The organism is Phaeovulum sp. (genome assembly GCF_047638075.1).
In the GTDB taxonomy this organism is placed as follows: Bacteria; Pseudomonadota; Alphaproteobacteria; order Rhodobacterales; family Rhodobacteraceae; genus UBA6197.
Genome location: NZ_JBLJBV010000031.1, coordinates 12,903 through 31,238 on the forward strand (window position 1 = coordinate 12,903; position 18,336 = coordinate 31,238).

The following is an 18,336-nucleotide window of genomic DNA, read 5'->3' on the forward strand; positions in this document are numbered from 1 at the left end:
GGCGGGAGTATTTAAGCCAAACAAAAGCTAAAGCGCATAGACAATCACTTCGGGTAACGCTGTCAGCGGCACCCCAAGCAATCGCAGTGCGGGTAGTGAAACCTGGCTGCCCGCGCCTGCGTCACCTGGCAAGGGTATCAGATCGACTTGCACCGAAGTTCCGGTTGCGGCATCTACGATCCGGCCTTTGCCCGCTACCTTGACGAGTGGCGAGCGGACCCAAAACCCCGGTTCGGTGGGATCACCAAGCGACGCGATGCTGCGCCCCAATTCGCGCCCGCCTTGCGCTGACGGTTTGGCGCGGGCAGCGGCGCGCTGTTCGGGGCTGGTGGTGTCAAATTCTTCTACCGTGCGGGCAGAGGGCTTTGGTGAGGGGGCGATCATGGGCGCTGTCGCCGCAGATGTTGGGGCACCCGGTTTAGAGGGGCGTGGTGCAAATGGCCCTTCGTCGGTGCATCCTGCCAGCAGCAATCCACAAATCACTGGCATGACTGATTTTACGGTAAGGGCCATGGTGCAACTCCTCGAACCTTGGAGGCAAAGCGTATCGCTTGCAGTGCTATGCGACAAGACCGCGCTTGCCCTATGGCGGTAACGGGCCTACTTAGGGGGTATGGAAACCGCGCCCCTTATTGACCCCTTTGCCCGGCCGATCACCTACCTGCGAGTCTCGGTGACTGACCGTTGTGATTTTCGCTGCACCTATTGCATGGCCGAGCACATGCAGTTTCTGCCGAAAAGAGATCTGCTGACGTTGGAAGAGCTGGACCGGCTTTGTAGCGGCTTCATTGGGCTTGGGGTGAAAAAATTGCGGATTACCGGGGGGGAGCCTCTGGTTCGCAAGAACATTCTGTCGTTTTTTCGCGCGATGTCGCGGCATCTGGACAGCGGCGCATTGACGGAACTGACACTGACGACCAACGGCTCTCAGCTTGCACGGTTTGCGTCGGAGCTGGCGGCTTGCGGAGTGAAGCGGGTGAATGTGTCGCTTGATACGCTGGTGCCCGAAAAGTTTGCCGAGATCACGCGTTGGGGGCGGCTTGCCCAGGTGCTGGAGGGCATAGACGCCGCGACCGCCGCTGGTCTCAAGGTCAAGATCAACACCGTTGCGCTGAAGGGTTTCAACGAGGATGAACTGATCCCGCTTACCCGCTGGTGCGCCGATCAGGGCCATGACCTGACCTTCATCGAAGTGATGCCGATGGGCGAGATGGGCGAAGAAAACCGACTGGATCAATACTGGCCTTTGTCCGATGTACGCGCCCGGCTGGGCGAAAGCTATGCGCTGACCGATCTACCAGACAGCACCGGCGGCCCAGCGCGCTATATCCGGCTGAATGAAACCGGCCAGCGGATCGGTTTCATCACGCCACTGACCCATAATTTCTGTGAAAGCTGCAACCGGGTCCGGGTGACTTGCACGGGCGAGTTGTTCATGTGTCTGGGCCAGGAAGACAAGGCCGACCTGCGCGCGCCACTGCGTGCCAGCACAGAGGATGATGGTTTGATCACCGCCATTCGCGCGGCGATCGCCCGCAAACCCAAGGGCCATGACTTTGACTATTCGCGCCAGCGGGTGGCCGGGCAGATGTCGCGCCACATGAGCCATACCGGCGGCTGATCTGATCCGGGCGACGAATTAGAATTAGTCGTCGATACGGCGGCCGGATTGCGCATCAAACAGATGCACCGTTGCCATATCAACCGCCACGTGGATCTGATCGCCCTGCCGCGCTTCGGTATTGCCCGGCAGACGCACCACGAAGCCTTCGTCGGGATGGCTTGATCCGCCCGGAAAGAGGCAGTGTGCGTAGGCATCGGCGCCCAATGTCTCAACGGCGAAAACCTCAAGCGTCAGCACCGGCGCATCGGTATCGGCCCCGGCGGGGTGCGGTTCCAGATGTTCGGGGCGCACCCCGAAAAGCAGGGTGCTGCCGCTTGCCGGCAGCACCAGCCCCGGCAGCGGCAAAACCGTGCCGCCGGGCAGAACCACGCCGCCCTCGCCCACCGTCACCGGCACAAGGTTCATCGCCGGAGACCCGATGAACCCCGCCACAAAGGCGCTGGCGGGGCGCTCGTAAATGGCCATCGGCGTGTCAATCTGTTCGGCGCGGCCTGCGTGCATCACGATCAGCCGGTCGGCCAGGGTCATCGCCTCGACCTGATCATGGGTGACATAAAGCGAGGTGGTCCCGACCGAGCGTTGCAACTGCTTGATCTGAAGCCGCATCTGCACCCGCAGCTTGGCATCGAGGTTTGACAGCGGCTCATCCAGCAAAAACGCGGCCGGATCGCGCACCAGCGCCCGGCCCATCGCCACCCTTTGCCGTTGCCCCCCCGACAACGCCCGTGGCTTGCGGTCAAGGTAGGGGGCCAGTTCCAGCATTTCGGCCGCGCGGGCCACGCGGGCGGCTATTTCGCTTTTGGCCATGCCCGAGATTTTCAGCCCATAGGCCATGTTTTCCCGCACGCTCATATGCGGGTAAAGCGCGTAGTTTTGAAACACCATCGCGATGTCACGGGCGCGCGGCTCAATATCATTGACCACCCGCCCGTTGATAGAGATCGTGCCCTTGGTGATCACTTCAAGCCCCGCGACCATCCGCAGCAAGGTCGACTTGCCGCAGCCCGAGGGGCCAACGATCACCACAAATTCGCCATCGTCAATGTCGATGCTGACCCCGTGGATCACCTCGGTTGCGCCATAGCTTTTGCGCACATCCTTTAGCGAAATCTGCGCCATTTATTTCTCCGTCTCTACAAGGCCTTTGACAAACCACCGCTGCATCAGAACCACCACCAGAATGGGCGGCAGGATCGCCAGAATTGCGGTCACCATGACCAGATCCCAGGGCGTATCGGCATCAGCGAAAGAAATCATCTTGCGCAGTGCGATGACGATGGTGTTCATCGAATTGGAATTGGTGATCAGCAGCGGCCACAAATACTGCGTCCAGCCATAGATGAACAAGATCACAAACAGCGCCGCGATATTGGTCAGCGACAGCGGCAACAGGATATCGCGGAAAAACCGCCACGGCCCCGCCCCATCGACGCGCGCCGCCTCCAGCAACTCATTCGGGATGGTCATGAAAAACTGCCTGAACAACAGCGTTGCCGTGGCCGAGGCGATCAGCGGCAGGATCAGCCCGGCATAGGTGTCGATCAGGTGCAGATCGACCATCACCTTGTAGGTTGGCAAAATCCGCACCTCGACCGGCAGCATCAGCGTAATGAAGATCAGCCAGAAACAGGCCATCCGCAGCGGGAATCGAAAGAAAACAATCGCATAGGCAGAGGTCATCGAAATGATGATCTTGCCCACAGCGATGCCCAAGGCGACGATCGTGGTGTTCCACAGAACCTGACCCACGCCCACACCGCCAATTCGCCCGACACCGCCAAGGATCGCCTCGGCGTAGTTCTTTGGCCCCTCTGCCCCCGGTAGCAGCGGCAGGGGCGGGCGCAGGATGGTTTGCACCGTATGGGTCGAGGCGACAAAAACGTAGTAGATCGGAAAGACCACCACGATCACCCCCAGCACCAGCAGGAAATGCGCCATCAGCTTTGAGCGCGTTTTGGTGCCAATCATCGCGCCGTCAGCCATAATGCACCCGCCTTTCCACATAGCGGAACTGCACCGCCGTCAGCGAAATCACGATCACCATCAAAATCACCGATTGCGCGGCGCTGTCACCCAGGATCAGGTTCACGAAACCGTCGTTATAGACCTTGTAAACCAGGGTTTCCGTTGATTTTCCGGGGCCGCCACCGGTGACGGCGTGGATGATGCCGAACGTGTCAAACAGCGCGTAAACCGTGTTGATGACCAGCAGAAAAAACGTCGTTGGCGCCAAAAGTGGGAAAACAATGGTCCAAAAGCGGCGCGCGGCCCCTGCCCCGTCAATCGCCGCCGCCTCGATCAAGGACCGCGGAATTGCCTGCAGCCCGGCGACGAAGAACAAGAAGTTATAGCTGATCTGTTTCCAACTGGCCGCCGCGACCACCAGCGCCATGGCCTGATCGCCCTTCAAAAGCGGATCCCACTGCACACCCATCCACCGCAGTGGCAAGGCGAGCGTTCCAAACGACGGGTTGAACATGAACAGCCACAGCATCCCCGCAATGGCCGGGGCCACTGCATAGGGCCAAATCATCAACACCCGGTAAATACCTTTGCCACGCACGATCTTTTCAGCCTGCACAGCCAACAACAGCGCAATCGCCATCGACAGGCTTGCCGTCAATGCCGAAAATATCACCGTCACCTTGATCGAGTTCAGATAGGCCGGATCGGTCAGGACATGAACGAAATTGGCCAGACCAACAAACTGGGTCTTAAGCCCGAACGCGTCTTCACGCAGCAAAGATTGGCGCAGCGCCTGAAATGCGGGCCAATAGAAAAACACCAGCGAGATTGCCAGTTGCGGCGCGATCAGCAGCCAGGGCAAGAACCTGTGGGGGAATGTGGCGCGGTTCATCTGATTTCCTTGTTGGCCGCCCGCAAACACGCGCGGGCAGCCATCGGGGCGTCTGGCGTCAGTTGCCCATCGCCTGTTTGATCGCCGCGTTACCGCGCTCTACCGCTTTGTCTAGCGCCTGCTGGGCGGTCTGCTCACCCGCCAGCATCTTTTCGAACTCTTCGTTCTCGATGTCGCGGATCTGCGGCAGGTTGATCAGCCGCACGCCCTTGGAATTGGCGGTCGGCTCCTTGCCCATCATCTGATTGATCGGGGTTTCACGGCCCGGGTTATCATCGTAAAAGCCCGAGGCCTTTGTTGCCTCATAAGCGGCCAGCGTCACCGGCAGATAGCCCGAGGTCTGATGCAGGTATTCCTGCACATCGGTCCGCGATAGATAGCTGAAGAACGCGGCGACCCCTTTGTAGGTCTCGTCCGATTTGCCGCCCATCACCCAAAGGCTCGCGCCGCCCGGAATGGTGTTTTGCGGGCCGTTGCCATCGCTGTCATAAGGCAACTGGCCGATGCCATAATTCATCCCCGATTTTACGATATCGCCCAGGCCACCTGACGACTCGGTCATGATACCGCAGTCGCCTGACAAGAAGATCTGCTTGGCCTCGGATGTGCGGCCGCCGTATTTGAAGGTGCCATCCTTGGCCAGATCTGCAATCGCCTGAAAGTGGTTCACATATATCGGGGCGTTGATTTCAAGTTCCGCGTTGCCATCGGCCAGACCATTTTCGTTGGTCGCATAGGGCACGTCATTCCAGGCGGCAAAGTTTTCAAGATGGATCCACGTCAGCCAGGTTGAGGTATAGCCGCAAGGTGCCGCACCCGTTTCCTTGATTTTCCTGGCTGCGTCCCAAACCTCATTCCAGGTTTTCGGCGGGGCGTTTACATCCAGCCCAGCCTTCTCAAAGATATCCTTGTTGTAATAAAGGATCGGTGAGGACGAGTTATAGGGAAACGACAGCATCGTGCCATCGGGTTTTGAATAATAGGCCACGATGCCCGGCAGGTATTGCGATTTATCGAAGGCCATGCCCGCGTCGGTCAGCACATCGGCCACCGGTTTTACGGCGCCTTCAGCGCTCATCATCACGCCGGTGCCCACGTCAAACACCTGCAAGATATCGGGCGACTGGCCCGCGCGAAACGCCGCAATCCCGGCGTTCAGCGTTTCGGGGTAGGTGCCCTTGAACACCGGCATAAGCGTGTAATCGGATTGGCTGGCGTTGAAATCTGCGGCGATCTTTTCGACGACCTCACTGTTGGCACCGGTCATCGCGTGCCACCAGCTGATTTCGGATTGGGCAGCCGCCGGGGTGGCGGCGTGCGTCGCGGCCAATATCGCGGCGGATATCAGAAAACGGGTCTTCATCGTCTTTTCTCCTCCCAGGGTTCAGAACGGGCTTGCACGACAATTCAACCACAAACATGATGCCTGGCCGTGATGGGCTGGCAATGGCAGATGAATTTTGTGCCCTGCGGTGTTTATCTGAGCATCTTGACATGCCTCTGGATTATAGAGCCAACCTCCTTGTTAGCCCCAACACAGGCCCACGGCCCCAAAGCCTAAGCGGCAAATCCCCATTCAACAAGGATAATTTCTTATTCTTGCCCCCATGCGGGGCGGGGCTTTGCACCTGACTTCGCGGCACCCGGATCCAACGATCACCACTTTATGGGCCACAGATCGGCACAAAGATGACAAAGATCCCTTCTAATGTTGCATGGTGCGCGGGGCCTGGCCTTACGCACACCCCCAATATCGCACCATCGGTCGATGGCCGGCGGGCCTTGGCGGGGTTTTTTCATCACGCGTCGCCGGGTCTCGAAAGGGGCCCGGCATTTTTGAGTTGCCAACAGATCAAGGGCGCGGCTTTTGGCAGCTTGACCGCCGCGAAAAATGCGTGTCCCGGCAAGCCACGGATCCGCGCCAGCACCAAGCGGCAGGAAAACACGCCCTGACGTCTGAAAACCTGTCACACATGTAAGGTTCAGGCAAACGGCAGGTATCGTCAGCCGACTATCCCTTAGCCAAGCAACGACTAGTGGAGATGGGCGATGCCAAAGACGGAACAGAACGTATTGGTGCTGCAAGGGGGCGGGGCGCTTGGCGCGTATCAGGCCGGCGCGTTTCAAAGGCTTACCGAAGGCAAGCTTGATGTTGACTGGGTCGCGGGCATTTCCATCGGTTCGATCAATGCGGCACTCATCTGCGGAAACCCGCCCGAGCGGCGCATCGAACGCCTGACCGCCTTCTGGGAGGGCGTGACTTCGTCGCTTGCGATTACCCCGTGGATAATCGGACCCATGGCGCGCGAGGCGTATACGGAGTTTGCGGCCGCAGAGGTCATGACCGTGGGCGTGCCGGGGTTTTTCACGCCTCGGCCTGCGCTGGCGTTCTGGCCATTCGGTAGGTCACAGGCGCTTAGCTTTTATGACACCTCTCCTTTGGAAAAGACGTTGAACGAGTTGGTGGATTTTGACTACCTCAATGATTGCGGGCCGCGCATAAGCGTCGGTGCGACCGATATCGAGACCGGCAACTTTGCCTATTTCGACAGCGCCAAAATGCGTATTGACGCCCGCCACATCATGGCCAGCGGCGCCCTGCCCCCCGGCTTTGCGCCGGTCGGGATTGACGGGCGGTTCTATTGGGACGGTGGCTTGGTGTCCAATACGCCGCTGCAATATGTGATGGAACATGCCGGCACCGACCCGTTATGCATCTTTCAGATCGACCTGTTCAGCGCACGGGGGGATATTCCCGAAAACATCGTCGATGTGCAGCAGCGTCAGAAAGACATCCAGTATTCCAGCCGCACCCGCCTGACGACGGATCGTTTTCGTCATCTGCATGACATTCGCACCGCCGCTGACAGGCTGGCCGCCAAACTGCCGAAAGACCTGCAATCGGACCCGGATCTGGCAGTTCTGCGCGCCGCCGGCCCCCAATGCCCCGTCACATTGGTCCACCTCATCCATCGCAAGGAAGGGTTTGAAAGCGACTCGAAGGATTACGAGTTTTCGCGGCTGTCGATGAACGAACATTGGGCGGCCGGAAAGGCGGATGTGAAAAAGACGCTGACGCATACGAAATGGAAATCCCGCCAAATTGGCAAGGATGGTTTGCAGGTTTTCGACCTGGGCCAATCACATGAATAGTTGGAGAGTGAGAAGAAAATGAAAGATATCCGCAATACCGCCTTCGCGATGCCACTGACGAACCCCTCTTATCCGCGTGGTCCCTACCGCTTTATCGACCGCGAATTTCTGACCATCACCTATCGCACCGATATGGAGGCCCTGCGCCGCGTCGTGCCCGAGCCGCTGGAAATACCAGAGCCGATCGTGAAATACGAATTCATCCGGATGCCGGACTCGACCGGGTTTGGCGATTACACCGAAAGCGGGCAAGTAATCCCGGTCACGCTGAATGGTGTTGCGGGCGGCTATGTCCACTCGATGTATCTTAATGACGAGGCGCCCATCGCGGGGGGGCGTGAAATCTGGGGCTTTCCGAAAAAACTGGCCGAGCCGGCGCTACGGGTCGAAAAGGATACGTTGATCGGCACGCTCAATATCGGATCGGTTCGGGTAGCCACGGGAACGATGGGTTACAAGCACCGCACGCTGGAGACAGACAAGGTGCTGAAATCGCTCGCGGCGCCCAGTTACCTGCTCAAGATCATCCCGCATGTTGATTGCACCCCGCGCATTTGCGAGCTGGTCCGCTATTACACGACCGACGTCACGGTAAAGGGCGCCTGGGAAGGGCCTGCCGCGCTGGAACTGCACTCTCACGCGCTGGCGCCCGTTGCCGAATTGCCCGTACGCGAGGTGCTGTCGGCCGTACATCTTCTGACGGACCTGACGCTGGGTCTGGGTGAGGTGATGCACGATTATCTGGCCAAGGCATAACGCTAAAGCGAGCATCCCAAGCCCCCCTGCGGGGCAAGGCAGGCGCAGTCGCCGTGCCAATTTGCAGCGCCCATCTTTACCGAAAACCCTCAGTTAAAGTAAGGATGATGGCCAACACCAAAATGGCAAACCAGGCGACCCCCGAAAATCGGACGCTGACGTAAGCTGCGATCTGTCATCTGCTGATCCTCAATGAAAAGAGGATCAGCAGATGACAAAACGAAAGCGCCCGCGCTATCGTGTTGAAAAGTCCCCAAACATTTTTTCGAACAATCGCAGCCTTGGCTATGACCGTGCGGTCGGCGGGTGCCGGCCCAAAGCATGTGCCAAGCCCTGTTTTCGGTGCCGCATATCGAATGGCGATCCAGTTATCATTGCAAGCCAGCCCGACGCTGTTGAAAAGCTGCAAGCAGCCTTTTCTCAGCCTCTGCGTTCTGGCAATGTTCCAGATAACCTTCCCATATCGATTCCCTGGATCATGTTATGTGCAACCTCTATTCCCAGACCAAAAGCCAGGATGCGATGCGTCATGTCTTTGAGGGCATGGTTGAAGAGGATGAGGGATTTGAGGATTTGACAGGAAATTTGCAAACACAAACAGGCATCTATCCAGATTACGCAGCGCCAATAATCCGGCACGGGGCGGCGGGTGGCTGGCAGTTGGCCAAGGCGCGGTGGGGCATGCCAACGCCAGCGACCTTTCTCAAAGGCAAGCGCACCGACCCCGGCGTCACCAATATCCGCAATACTGCCTCTGCGCATTGGCGGCGTTGGCTGGGGGTTGAGCATCGCTGCCTTGTCCCCTTCACCAGCTTTTCCGAGATTGATCAGCGCACAGATAGCCCGCGCAATCATCCGGTATGGTTCGCCCTTGGGGCGGATCGCCCCCTGGCGTTTTTTGCAGGTATCCACACCAAATGGACTTCGGTGCGCAAACTCAAGGAAGGTGAGGTCACGGCAGATCTTTTCGGCTTTCTGACTTGTGACCCCAATGCAGAAGTGGCCCCCGTGCATCCAAAGGCGATGCCGGTCATTCTGACCCGGCCGAAAGACTGGCGGCACTGGCTTACCGCGCCCACCGCGGCGGCGCTTCAGCTTCAGCGCCCCTTACCGGATGGGATGTTGCGGATCGTGGCAGAAGGGGGGCGGACAGATGCGGGTTGAGCCTGCCTTAGGGGATGCTTTCTCGCTGCTAAGATGGCGGGTGCATGAGGCCGAGGGACGAGGGCGCCGCGCGTTTGCCCTGTTTCAGGCGGTGCGCCATCCCGGCCCGCTGGTCTGGATCCTGCCCTCACATGCCCCCGAGACGCCGATGCTGCGCGGACTGCCGCAGGGCGTGGGCGAACGGCTGCATGTGTTCCGCCCTGTGGGTGAGGTGGACCTGCTTTGGTGCGTTGAAGAGGCTTTGCGCGCAGCCCCGGTCGGTCTGGTCATTGCCGAACCGTCACACCCCTTGTCGCTAACCGCAGGGCGGCGGTTTCAACTGGCAGCCGAGGCAGGGCGCACCACGGGCCTGATGCTGATCCATCAGGATGCGGGCAGCAATGCAACCGAGACCCGATGGAACTGCGAACCGATACCGTCAACGGCTGCAGACTCGACTCTGCATCGGTGGCGCCTTAATAAGAACAAAAAGAGAACGCTAGATTGCTGGGGTTTGAACTGGAATGGCACGTCGTCTGCTTTCCATATGGTTTCCGAGGCTGGCAAGCGACACCAGCCTGCGGTGGAGGCCCGTTGAAGGGCCCTTTGCCCTGACCCATCGGTCAGGCAATGCCGATCATCTGCATTGCCTCAACCCAAAAGCCACGAGTCACGGCCTATCGCGCGGCATGGCGCTGGCCGATGCGCGCGCCATTTGTCCCGATCTTGCGACACGGCCGGCAGATCTTGCGCATGAGGCGGCGGCACTGGCCAGTCTGCGCCGCTGGGCCAGCCGCTATGCGCCGATGGTGGCAAGCGATGGCGTTGACGGGTTGATGGCAGATATCTCAGGTGTGCCGCATCTGTTTGGTGGCGAGGTGGACCTGCGGATGGATTTGCAGGCGCGGCTTGAACGGGCGGGTCTGGCGATGGTCAGCGCCATTGCAGGCACACGCGGGGCCGCCCATGCGCTGGCCCGTCATGGCGGTGGTATCATCCCTGATGGGCGGCTGGCCGAGGGTATCGGGCATTTACCGGTCACTGCTCTGCGCGTTGACCATGCCACCGCCGAGGCGTTGGCGCGCGTCGGGCTATCGCGGATTGCCGATCTGATCCATCTGCCGCGGGCCCCGCTGACACGCCGCTTTGGCCCCGGCCTTGTGCTGCGGCTTGATCAGGCACTGGGCGCACAGGCAGAGCCGGTCGCGGCAACGCCTGACGCGCCACATTTCGGGGTGCGGATGACCCTGCCCGAACCGATCGGGCTGCAAGCGGATGTGATGGCGGGGCTGGCGCGGCTTTTGGACCGGCTTTGCGCCAAGCTGGCACAGCACCGGATGGGTGCGCGGCGGGTGCGGTTAGAGCTTGGCCGGGTTGACCACGGCGCGGCGCAGGTTGAAATCGGCCTTGCCCGCCCGATGCGTGACCCGGCCCGGATCGCGGCACTTTTCGCAAAAGGCGTGGATGAAATCGACTCTGGCTTTGGGATAGAATCCATGCGGCTAAGCGTGCCTGTGGCAGAGCCGCTTGCGCCGGAACAGATCGGTGGCAGCCCGGTTCCCCGGCAGGATGACGCACTGGCGGACCTTTTGTCCTCGGTCGGAAACCGTATCGGTTTTGACCGTGTGCTGCGCCTGCTTCCCGCAGATAGCCTGATCCCCGAACGCAGCTTTCTTCTTGCCCCGGCCGCCTATACGGCCCCCCAGCCCCCCCGGCGCAGCAACCGGCCACCACGACCGATCACCCTGTTTGCGCCTGAACCCCTGATGGCCGTCTCGGGGCATCCACCGGCTGGTTTTCGCTGGCGGCGGATGCGGTTCACCACTCTGCGGGCTTTGGGGCCAGAACGGATCACACCGGAATGGTGGTTTGACGATCTGGCATGGCGGTCGGGCTTGCGCGATTATTGGCGGATCGAGACCCACGAAGGCCCGCGCCTATGGCTGTTCGTGACCCCGCAGGCGCAGGCTTGGTCCGCCCCGGCAGCCCCAAACTGGTATGTTCACGGAGAGTTTGCATGAGCCATACCGACCAGCCCTATGCGGAATTGTGCGTCACCTCAAACTTCACCTTCCTGACCGGGGCCTCACACCCCGAAGAACTGGTCACACGCGCGGCTGAACTGGGTCTGGCCGCCATCGCCATCACAGACCGCAATTCTGTGGCGGGCGTGGTGCGCGCATTCTCGGCGCTGAAGGAATTGGCACGCCTGCAGCAAGAGGCCCACGCGCATCCGGGCACACCAACGATCCGCTCGCAACGCGTTACCGATCACTCCAGCCGCCAGACTGTGCCGCACCTTGAAGGTGACAGGCAGGCCCCAGCCCTGCCCGATGGGCCACTGCCGCAACTGATCGCGGGATCACGGCTGGTCTTGACGGATAGCACTGTCGAATGGCTGGCCCTTCCAACCGATATCGCGGCATGGTCAAACCTCACGCGGCTTCTCAGCTTGGGCAAACGGCGCGCACCAAAAGGCGAATGTCACCTGACCCGCGCTGATCTTGCTGATTGGGGGGGCGGCCTGATCCTGATCGCCCTGCCGCCGGACCCGCTGGAGGATCCCGACCCCAAACCCACCCGCACCGATCTGTTGGCCGTAGCGCGCGCCTTTCCCGGCCAGTGCTTTTTGGGGGCGGCGCCCCACTATGATGGCCGCGACCAGATCCGCCTTGATCATCTGGCGCTGATGGCGCAGCGCGTGAACCTGCCGATGGTGGCGGTGGGCGATGTGCTGATGCACCGATCTGCCCGCCGTCCATTGGCCGATGTGCTGACCTGCCTGCGCCTTGGCTGCACTATCGACACTATCGGTGAGCGGCGGCTAGCCAATGGCGAACGCCGCCTGAAATCAGGCGCCGAGATGGCCCGGCTGTTCCATCGCCACCCCGCCGCGATCCGCCGCACCGTGGAGATTGCAGACCGCTGTGCCTTTCGCCTGAACGAGTTGCGCTATCACTACCCCGATGAGGCGATAGACGGTGAGCCGGCCCAGACACGGCTGGAACGTTTGACCCGCACCGGCCTGAACTGGCGCTATCCAAACGGCCCGCCGCCCAAAATTACCCACCGGGTTGAGAAAGAGCTTACCTTGATCCGCGAGGTCGAATACGCCCCCTATTTCCTGACCGTGCATGACATTGTGCAATTCGCCCGCAGCCGCGGTATTTTGTGCCAGGGTCGCGGCTCGGCGGCCAATTCGGTGGTTTGCTATCTGCTGGGCATCACCGAGGTGCCGCCCGAATCCATCACCCTGATCTTTGAACGCTTCATCAGTAAAGAACGTGGCGAGCCACCCGATATCGACGTGGATTTCGAACATGAACGCCGCGAAGAGGTGATTCAGTGGATTTACGCGCGCTATGGCCGCGAACGTGCGGGCCTGACCGCAGCCGTGATTCATTTTCGTAGCCGTGCCGCCATCCGTGAGGTCGGCAAGGTCATGGGCCTGTCCCAAGACGTGGTCGCACGCCTTTCCGGCCAGATCTGGGGCTGGTCCTCCGCCACCCCCAATGAGGACCGGATGCGCGATGCTGGCCTTGATCCCGCTGAGGGCCGCGTGACGCTTGCCGCCAAACTGATTGGCGAGATCATCGGCTTTCCCCGCCATCTTAGCCAGCATGTCGGCGGGTTCGTCATCACCCATGGCCGACTGGACGAACTTTGCCCGATAGAAAACGCCGCAATGGAAGATCGCACCATCATTGAATGGGACAAGGATGATATCAACGCATTGGGTTTGTTGAAGGTCGACATCCTCGCCTTGGGCATGCTGACCTGCATCCGCAAAGCCTTTGCGCTGCTGGCCGATCATCACGGCCAGAACCTGACGCTGGCCAATGTACCGCCCGAGGATGTGCCGGTTTACAATATGCTCTGCCGCGCTGATGCTATCGGCGTGTTTCAGGTGGAAAGCCGCGCGCAGTTGAATTTTCTGCCCCGCATGCGGCCGCGCAAATTCTACGATCTGGTCTGCGAGGTCGCCATCGTCCGCCCCGGCCCCATTCAGGGCGGCATGGTGCATCCCTTCATCAACCGCCGCATGGGGCGTGAACCCGTCGAAGACCTTGGCCCCGCAATGATGGAAGTGCTGGGCCGCACCTATGGCGTGCCCTTGTTTCAGGAACAGGCCATGCAGATCGCCGTGGTGGCTGCGGGGTTTACAGCGGCCGAGGCTGACCGTCTGCGCCGGTCTTTGGCCACCTTCAAACGCATGGGCACCATTGGCAGTTTTCGGGATCGTTTCGTTTCCGGCATGCTGTCGCGCGGCTATGATGCCGACTTCGCGGTGCGCTGTTTCGCCCAGATCGAAGGATTTGGTTCCTACGGCTTTCCCGAAAGCCACGCCGCCAGTTTCGCGCGGCTGGTCTATATTTCCGCCTGGCTGAAATGCCACCATCAGGCAGTGTTCACCTGTGCGCTTATGAACAGCCAACCGATGGGGTTTTATGCCCCTGCGCAACTGGTCCGCGATGCGCGCGAACACGGTGTCGAGGTGCGGCCCATTTCGATCAACCATTCGCTTTGGGATTGCACCCTGGAACCGCGCCCTGATGGCCGTTTGGCCCTGCGCCTCGGCTTTCGTCAGATCAAGGGGCTGCGGGCAGAGGATGCAGACTGGATCGTCGCCGCGCGCGGCAATGGTTATCCCGATGTCGAAAGCCTGTGGCGGCGCGCGGGCGTAAGGCCTGACACGCTGGAACGCCTGGCCGAAGCGGATGCCTTTGCCGTGCTCAACCTGACGCGCCGCGATGCGCTCTGGGCTGCATCGGCGCTAAAAGCCCCTGCCCCTTTACCGCTGTTTGGCCCCGACGGCGAGGGCGGGATGGAACCTGCCGTCAGCCTGCCGCAAATGACGCTGGGCCAAGAGGTGATCGAGGATTATCTGTCGCTGCGCCTTTCCTTGCGCGCCCATCCGATGGAGCTGCTACGCCCCCACCTGCCAGAATCCCTGCCGCATGATCGGCTGAACCAAGCCAGGGGCCGCGTCACCACCACCGGTCTTGTCATCACCCGCCAGCGCCCCGGCACGGCGGCGGGCGTGATCTTTCTGACGCTGGAAGATGAAACCGGCACCGCCAACGTGATCGTCTGGAAACAGGTCTATGAAGCGTTCCGCAAGGCCGTGATCGCCGGGCGCCTGGTTCGCGTGATCGGCCGCATTCAACATGACGGGCCCACCACGCATCTTATTGCACAAAGGGTAGAGGATGTGTCGCACCTGCTGGCCACCCTCGGCCGCCCGGTAATGATCGACGCAAACGACGGCCGCGCGGATGAGACAAAACGAGCATCCGGCGGCAGCATCAGACCCTCTGCCCGCCATCCGCGCGAACAGGCCAAGAAGCTGTTTCCAAGTCGGGATTTTCATTGATCGCCACGGCCTAAACGCACCCCCCCCCTCTGGATCTGAAGGGCCTCGCATGACGCTGATCCCTTTTTGCGCGGCAATCTTGAAAAAATCACACGCCAATCCCTTTGGTCAGAATCACCGCACCTTGCGAAATTGTTCATTCGAAGGGATGAACCAACGCCAGGAAAACCGGATTACCAATTACGCTATCAATCCAATCCGGATAGATGGTGAAAGGCTCTGCACCATCAACAGCCATCCGGATCTTGCCGTGGTTTTTTCCAGATAGTGCGATGACCCTTGGAACCATTCGCCCACCGACTACGGAGGAAAAGAAATGACCGTTGCCAGAGGCTGAGGGGCCATTTCCCGACATGATGTCCACAGTTGCACCGGCTACCCGGCCAATGAAGGCGTGGGGGTCGTTCCCGCCCCCCACCAGATGCACGGCCAATGCCGTGGTCGGGGTCAAAAAAGCCAGATGTGCAGATCATGCAGGCGCTGCACCCCGTCCTGAGTGCAGGACCAATCGGCAACGGCGTTGCGCCCGATCTCAAATGTCACGACGACAGGGCCAGACAGGCGCTGCGTCACCGCCCAACGAAAGGTGGGCCAAATCGGCGGGGGCGGTGTAGTCGTGGATCACGCCTTGCGGATCAGCGTTCCCTCCAGCGGTACCGCACCTGAAAGCGTATTGGAAATGGTGCCGTATTTCAGAACGTTGCGGTGGAGCAAGTCCAGCCGCGCATCCAGCTCGGCGCTGTCCACGATGATCTTATACCGGATCAGGGTCAGCTTGGGCGGCGCATCCTGACGGATGGCTTCCAGCTGCACCTCGGCCCCGTCGATCTGAAACTGCAGCATCGGCGTGACCCGCGCGATCCCTTTCAACATGCAGGCCGCCAAGGCAGACAGCAGCAGTTCCACCGGGTTCATCGCATCGCGGCGACCTCCAAGATCGGTGTCCAGCACCACCTCAGCCTCCTTCGCCACAGCAAGGCTGCCATGGCTGTCCACGCGACGGGCGCAAACGCGATACTCAGTCACAGCAGATGTCCGATCTCGTCTGCACTAAGAACCTTTCCCGCCGAAAGAAGCTTTTCGTCCACCACCAGCGCGGGCGTCGACATCACCCCGTAGGCGGCGATATCGGCAAAATCAGTGACCTTGACGATTTCAACCTGTTTACCAGCCGCCTCTGCCGCCGCTTTGGCGTTTTCTCCCAAGGCTACGCATTTCTTGCAGCCCGAACCAAGGATCTTGATGATCATCATGCGTCCTTTCAAATGAACCAATGTGTGATGGCGTTGAATGTAAAGCCGATGGTCAGAATACCAACCGTCACAAGACCGGTAAACGTGACCAGCAGCGGCATTTTGACCACGCGCTTAAGCATGATGAGTGAGGGCAGAGAGAGCGCCGTTACCGCCATCATAAAGGCGAGCACAGTGCCCAACCCGACCCCTTTTCCGGCCAATGCCTCGGCAATCGGCAGGGTCCCGAAGATATCGGCATACATCGGGATACCAACCACCACGGCAACCGGAACGGCCCACCATTTATCCTGGCCAAGCAACGCGGTGATCGTGTCTTGCGGCACCCAATTGTGAATGGCCGCCCCTATGCCGACGCCGATCATCACATAAAGCCAGACCTTGTTTACAATATCCAGGACCTGATCGCGGGCAAACGCCAGGCGTTCGGCCCGTGTCAGCGCTTCGTCGGCGTCCGTCACCGGGACATTGCGCACGAAATCAGCAATTTGATTTTCCATCCCAAGCCTGCCAATGATCGTGCCACCGATGACAGCGACCACCAGACCGACGCTCACATAGGCCAGTGCAATCGGCCAACTGAAGATGGACGCGAGCAGAATTATCGAGGCCATGTCCACCAATGGCGATGAGATCAAGAACGAGAACGTTACCCCCAATGGCAGCCCTGCTGCGGTAAAGCCGATGAACAATGGGATCGACGAACACGAGCAGAACGGCGTGATCGTCCCCAACAATGCCCCAAGGATGTTGGCACTGATGCCAGACCTGCCACCTAGTATCCGCCGCGTGCGCTCGGGCGGAAAATAGCTTTGGACATAGGAAATGGCAAAGATCAGTACGGACAGCAGGATGAAGATCTTGATCACGTCATAGACGAAGAACTGCACCGATCCGCCTATGCGCGAGGCAGGATCCAGCCCCACAGCCTGCACGCCTGCCGTCACCAGATCGGACAGCCATTGCATCCTAAGCAGCTGATCGTTCAGCCAGCCGAAGATATTCATGCCGTCACCTCTTTGACCAGTGCCGCCGCCAACAGCGTCCGCAGGCGCGGCGGCAGATCGGGCCTGATGCGATAGCGCACCTATTGCGCATCCCGCCTGTCCACCGCCAAGCCAGCTTGCTTTAACACCTGCATATTGTCTTGTCACGGTCTGGTTCGGGTCTCTTTCGAGCAATGTTTGCTATGAGGGAGCCAGAGTATAGGAATGAGATATACAGACGATTTCCGGCAGGATGCGGTGCGTATTGCGATTGCGAGCGGCTTAACGCGACCGCAAGTTTCATCCAATTTGGGGGTGGGTTTATCGACTCTAAACGAGTGGGTGCAAAAGTGTCCACCGCCCGGCACAGGTCATGGCCCGGCAATGTCCCAAGAGGGTGCATGATGACCTGATGTCGGATCCGCACGAAGATGTTGAGACAGAGAGCAAACGCCTTCGGAAAGAAGTCCGCCTGCCGCGCGACTGGAGGGAAGTACTAAAAAACGTCCCGGGCCTTAGCCAACCTGTGCACGGTAGAAACAGTTGTCCGTCGTCGAATGGTTTGGAACAGCCGCCCTGACTTTGAAGCGGAGGGCTTTGGCTCATCGGGTTCAGGCTATGCCGCTTGACGCTGATGGTTCAAGCGACGGTTTCGCATGGTCTTTTGTTTGATGCGTCTCCTTTCGGCCAGGATGGTTTCACCACGACCGAAGTAGACATCAGCTGGCGTTAGGGTGCCGATGCTTTCGTGGTGGCCTGCAGCCAAATTGTCATCCAATCGGGACCAAGCCCTTTGAGTTGATACGCCATGTGGCGCAGTCAGAGCAACCGACACCTGCGCGGAGCTATCAGACGGCGCTGCGTGGGTGTCGGTTACGGTGATCAGGCGTTGGGCGAATACCTTGGGCGTCTGGTAGCCAAGTGCCGAATGCGGGCATGTTCGTTAAAGTCAGCAGCCCATGCCCGAATTACAGCATGGGCATGGGCATGGGCCATGTTCCGGAAGATGGTCTCGGTGAGCAATTCATCATGCAGGCGCCCATTAAAACTCTCGACGACTCCGTTTTGTATGGGCTTGTCCGGCGCAATGTAATGCCATTCGATCTTGCGTTCTGTGGCAAAGGTTAAGATCGCGTTACTGGTCAGTTCGATGCCGTAACACCTTCGGAATGACGCTGATTGAGAGGCTA

17 protein-coding genes and 2 pseudogenes are annotated in these 18,336 nt (G+C 59.8%); 8 read left to right on the plus strand and 11 right to left on the minus strand.

Translation table 11 applies throughout. From position 1 onward, the window contains the following. Window positions 1-27 precede the first annotated feature (27 nt). Entirely contained in the window at window positions 28-513 is a 486-nt protein-coding gene (locus ACM62R_RS04830; protein ID WP_415182930.1) for a hypothetical protein, read from the minus strand. A gap of 100 nt (window positions 514-613) precedes the next feature. Between ACM62R_RS04830 and moaA the strand changes: the two genes are divergently transcribed. Continuing rightward, entirely contained in the window at window positions 614-1,621 is a 1,008-nt protein-coding gene (gene moaA / locus ACM62R_RS04835; protein ID WP_415182931.1) for a GTP 3',8-cyclase MoaA, read from the plus strand. 24 nt (window positions 1,622-1,645) lie between these two features. Here moaA and ACM62R_RS04840 read toward each other — a convergent pair whose 3' ends face one another. From ACM62R_RS04840 to ugpB, 4 genes are read right to left on the minus strand one after another with little or no spacing between them, the layout of a single operon-like run. Beyond that, window positions 1,646-2,743, minus strand: coding sequence for a sn-glycerol-3-phosphate import ATP-binding protein UgpC (locus tag ACM62R_RS04840; RefSeq protein WP_415182932.1), 1,098 nt, complete (start codon window positions 2,741-2,743; stop codon window positions 1,646-1,648). Beyond that, complete coding sequence (ugpE, locus tag ACM62R_RS04845; protein ID WP_415182933.1) at window positions 2,744-3,607, minus strand: sn-glycerol-3-phosphate ABC transporter permease UgpE; 864 nt, start codon at window positions 3,605-3,607, stop codon at window positions 2,744-2,746. Then, entirely contained in the window at window positions 3,600-4,481 is an 882-nt protein-coding gene (gene ugpA, locus ACM62R_RS04850) for a sn-glycerol-3-phosphate ABC transporter permease UgpA (RefSeq protein WP_415182934.1), read from the minus strand. Before ugpA ends, ugpE begins: the two co-directional genes overlap by 8 nt. Before the next feature lie 58 nt (window positions 4,482-4,539). After that, on the minus strand, window positions 4,540-5,844 hold the full coding sequence (gene ugpB, locus ACM62R_RS04855; RefSeq protein ID WP_415182935.1) for a sn-glycerol-3-phosphate ABC transporter substrate-binding protein UgpB: 1,305 nt from the start codon (window positions 5,842-5,844) through the stop codon (window positions 4,540-4,542). A 686-nt stretch (window positions 5,845-6,530) separates the two neighbouring features. Between ugpB and ACM62R_RS04860 the strand changes: the two genes are divergently transcribed. The 6 genes from ACM62R_RS04860 to ACM62R_RS04885 all read left to right on the plus strand — a co-directional run bounded on the left by ACM62R_RS04860 (window position 6,531) and on the right by ACM62R_RS04885 (window position 14,907). Further along, window positions 6,531-7,634 carry a patatin-like phospholipase family protein gene (locus tag ACM62R_RS04860; RefSeq protein ID WP_415182936.1) on the plus strand — a complete coding sequence of 368 codons (1,104 nt, stop codon included), beginning with the start codon at window positions 6,531-6,533 and terminating at the stop codon, window positions 7,632-7,634. 18 nt (window positions 7,635-7,652) lie between these two features. Then, window positions 7,653-8,390: an acetoacetate decarboxylase gene (locus tag ACM62R_RS04865; protein WP_415182937.1), complete on the plus strand. Its 738-nt coding sequence runs from the start codon at window positions 7,653-7,655 to the stop codon at window positions 8,388-8,390. Between the two features lie 483 nt (window positions 8,391-8,873). Then, window positions 8,874-9,554 carry an SOS response-associated peptidase gene (locus ACM62R_RS04870; protein WP_415182938.1) on the plus strand — a complete coding sequence of 227 codons (681 nt, stop codon included), beginning with the start codon at window positions 8,874-8,876 and terminating at the stop codon, window positions 9,552-9,554. Beyond that, window positions 9,544-10,131: a hypothetical protein gene (locus ACM62R_RS04875; RefSeq protein ID WP_415182939.1), complete on the plus strand. Its 588-nt coding sequence runs from the start codon at window positions 9,544-9,546 to the stop codon at window positions 10,129-10,131. Before ACM62R_RS04870 ends, ACM62R_RS04875 begins: the two co-directional genes overlap by 11 nt. Further along, entirely contained in the window at window positions 10,058-11,554 is a 1,497-nt protein-coding gene (locus tag ACM62R_RS04880; protein WP_415182940.1) for a Y-family DNA polymerase, read from the plus strand. The genes ACM62R_RS04875 and ACM62R_RS04880 overlap by 74 nt, the downstream gene beginning before the upstream one ends. Next, window positions 11,551-14,907, plus strand: a complete 3,357-nt coding sequence (locus ACM62R_RS04885) for an error-prone DNA polymerase (RefSeq protein ID WP_415182941.1) — start codon at window positions 11,551-11,553, stop codon at window positions 14,905-14,907. Before ACM62R_RS04880 ends, ACM62R_RS04885 begins: the two co-directional genes overlap by 4 nt. Window positions 14,908-15,043: 136 nt before the next feature. On the opposite strand, the gene ACM62R_RS04890 is transcribed toward ACM62R_RS04885, so the two are convergent. The 5 genes from ACM62R_RS04890 to ACM62R_RS04910 are packed head-to-tail and all read right to left on the minus strand — an operon-like array spanning window position 15,044 to window position 17,167. After that, complete coding sequence (locus ACM62R_RS04890; protein WP_415182942.1) at window positions 15,044-15,358, minus strand: hypothetical protein; 315 nt, start codon at window positions 15,356-15,358, stop codon at window positions 15,044-15,046. Further along, entirely contained in the window at window positions 15,355-15,480 is a 126-nt protein-coding gene (locus ACM62R_RS04895) for a hypothetical protein (RefSeq protein WP_415182943.1), read from the minus strand. Before ACM62R_RS04895 ends, ACM62R_RS04890 begins: the two co-directional genes overlap by 4 nt. Before the next feature lie 48 nt (window positions 15,481-15,528). Continuing rightward, the gene (locus ACM62R_RS04900) at window positions 15,529-15,933 is read right to left on the minus strand and encodes an OsmC family protein (RefSeq protein WP_415182944.1); all 405 of its coding nucleotides are present in this window, start codon (window positions 15,931-15,933) and stop codon (window positions 15,529-15,531) included. Beyond that, on the minus strand, window positions 15,930-16,160 hold the full coding sequence (locus ACM62R_RS04905; RefSeq protein ID WP_415182945.1) for a thioredoxin family protein: 231 nt from the start codon (window positions 16,158-16,160) through the stop codon (window positions 15,930-15,932). The genes ACM62R_RS04900 and ACM62R_RS04905 overlap by 4 nt, the downstream gene beginning before the upstream one ends. 8 nt (window positions 16,161-16,168) lie before the next feature. Next, on the minus strand, window positions 16,169-17,167 hold the full coding sequence (locus ACM62R_RS04910) for a permease (protein ID WP_415182946.1): 999 nt from the start codon (window positions 17,165-17,167) through the stop codon (window positions 16,169-16,171). A gap of 204 nt (window positions 17,168-17,371) precedes the next feature. Here ACM62R_RS04910 and ACM62R_RS04915 point away from each other — a divergent pair. Further along, window positions 17,372-17,489 (plus strand): annotated as a pseudogene (locus ACM62R_RS04915) (transposase); the annotation flags it as partial. A gap of 444 nt (window positions 17,490-17,933) precedes the next feature. Here the strand turns inward: ACM62R_RS04915 and ACM62R_RS04920 are convergent. After that, window positions 17,934-18,336 (minus strand): annotated as a pseudogene (locus ACM62R_RS04920) (integrase core domain-containing protein); the annotation flags it as partial.

What these genes read in the sequence shown, in the direction of transcription:
- ACM62R_RS04880 (WP_415182940.1), top strand. Translation starts at nt 10,058, where the DNA reads ATGGCACGTCGTCTGCTTTCCATATGGTTTCCGAGGCTGGCAAGCGAC.
- ACM62R_RS04830 (WP_415182930.1), bottom strand. Translation starts at nt 513, where the DNA reads ATGGCCCTTACCGTAAAATCAGTCATGCCAGTGATTTGTGGATTGCTG.
- ugpA (WP_415182934.1), bottom strand. Translation starts at nt 4,481, where the DNA reads ATGAACCGCGCCACATTCCCCCACAGGTTCTTGCCCTGGCTGCTGATC.
- ugpE (WP_415182933.1), bottom strand. Translation starts at nt 3,607, where the DNA reads ATGGCTGACGGCGCGATGATTGGCACCAAAACGCGCTCAAAGCTGATG.
- ACM62R_RS04865 (WP_415182937.1), top strand. Translation starts at nt 7,653, where the DNA reads ATGAAAGATATCCGCAATACCGCCTTCGCGATGCCACTGACGAACCCC.
- ACM62R_RS04885 (WP_415182941.1), top strand. Translation starts at nt 11,551, where the DNA reads ATGAGCCATACCGACCAGCCCTATGCGGAATTGTGCGTCACCTCAAAC.
- ugpB (WP_415182935.1), bottom strand. Translation starts at nt 5,844, where the DNA reads ATGAAGACCCGTTTTCTGATATCCGCCGCGATATTGGCCGCGACGCAC.
- ACM62R_RS04870 (WP_415182938.1), top strand. Translation starts at nt 8,874, where the DNA reads ATGTGCAACCTCTATTCCCAGACCAAAAGCCAGGATGCGATGCGTCAT.
- ACM62R_RS04905 (WP_415182945.1), bottom strand. Translation starts at nt 16,160, where the DNA reads ATGATGATCATCAAGATCCTTGGTTCGGGCTGCAAGAAATGCGTAGCC.
- ACM62R_RS04860 (WP_415182936.1), top strand. Translation starts at nt 6,531, where the DNA reads ATGCCAAAGACGGAACAGAACGTATTGGTGCTGCAAGGGGGCGGGGCG.
- ACM62R_RS04840 (WP_415182932.1), bottom strand. Translation starts at nt 2,743, where the DNA reads ATGGCGCAGATTTCGCTAAAGGATGTGCGCAAAAGCTATGGCGCAACC.
- ACM62R_RS04875 (WP_415182939.1), top strand. Translation starts at nt 9,544, where the DNA reads ATGCGGGTTGAGCCTGCCTTAGGGGATGCTTTCTCGCTGCTAAGATGG.
- ACM62R_RS04910 (WP_415182946.1), bottom strand. Translation starts at nt 17,167, where the DNA reads ATGAATATCTTCGGCTGGCTGAACGATCAGCTGCTTAGGATGCAATGG.
- moaA (WP_415182931.1), top strand. Translation starts at nt 614, where the DNA reads ATGGAAACCGCGCCCCTTATTGACCCCTTTGCCCGGCCGATCACCTAC.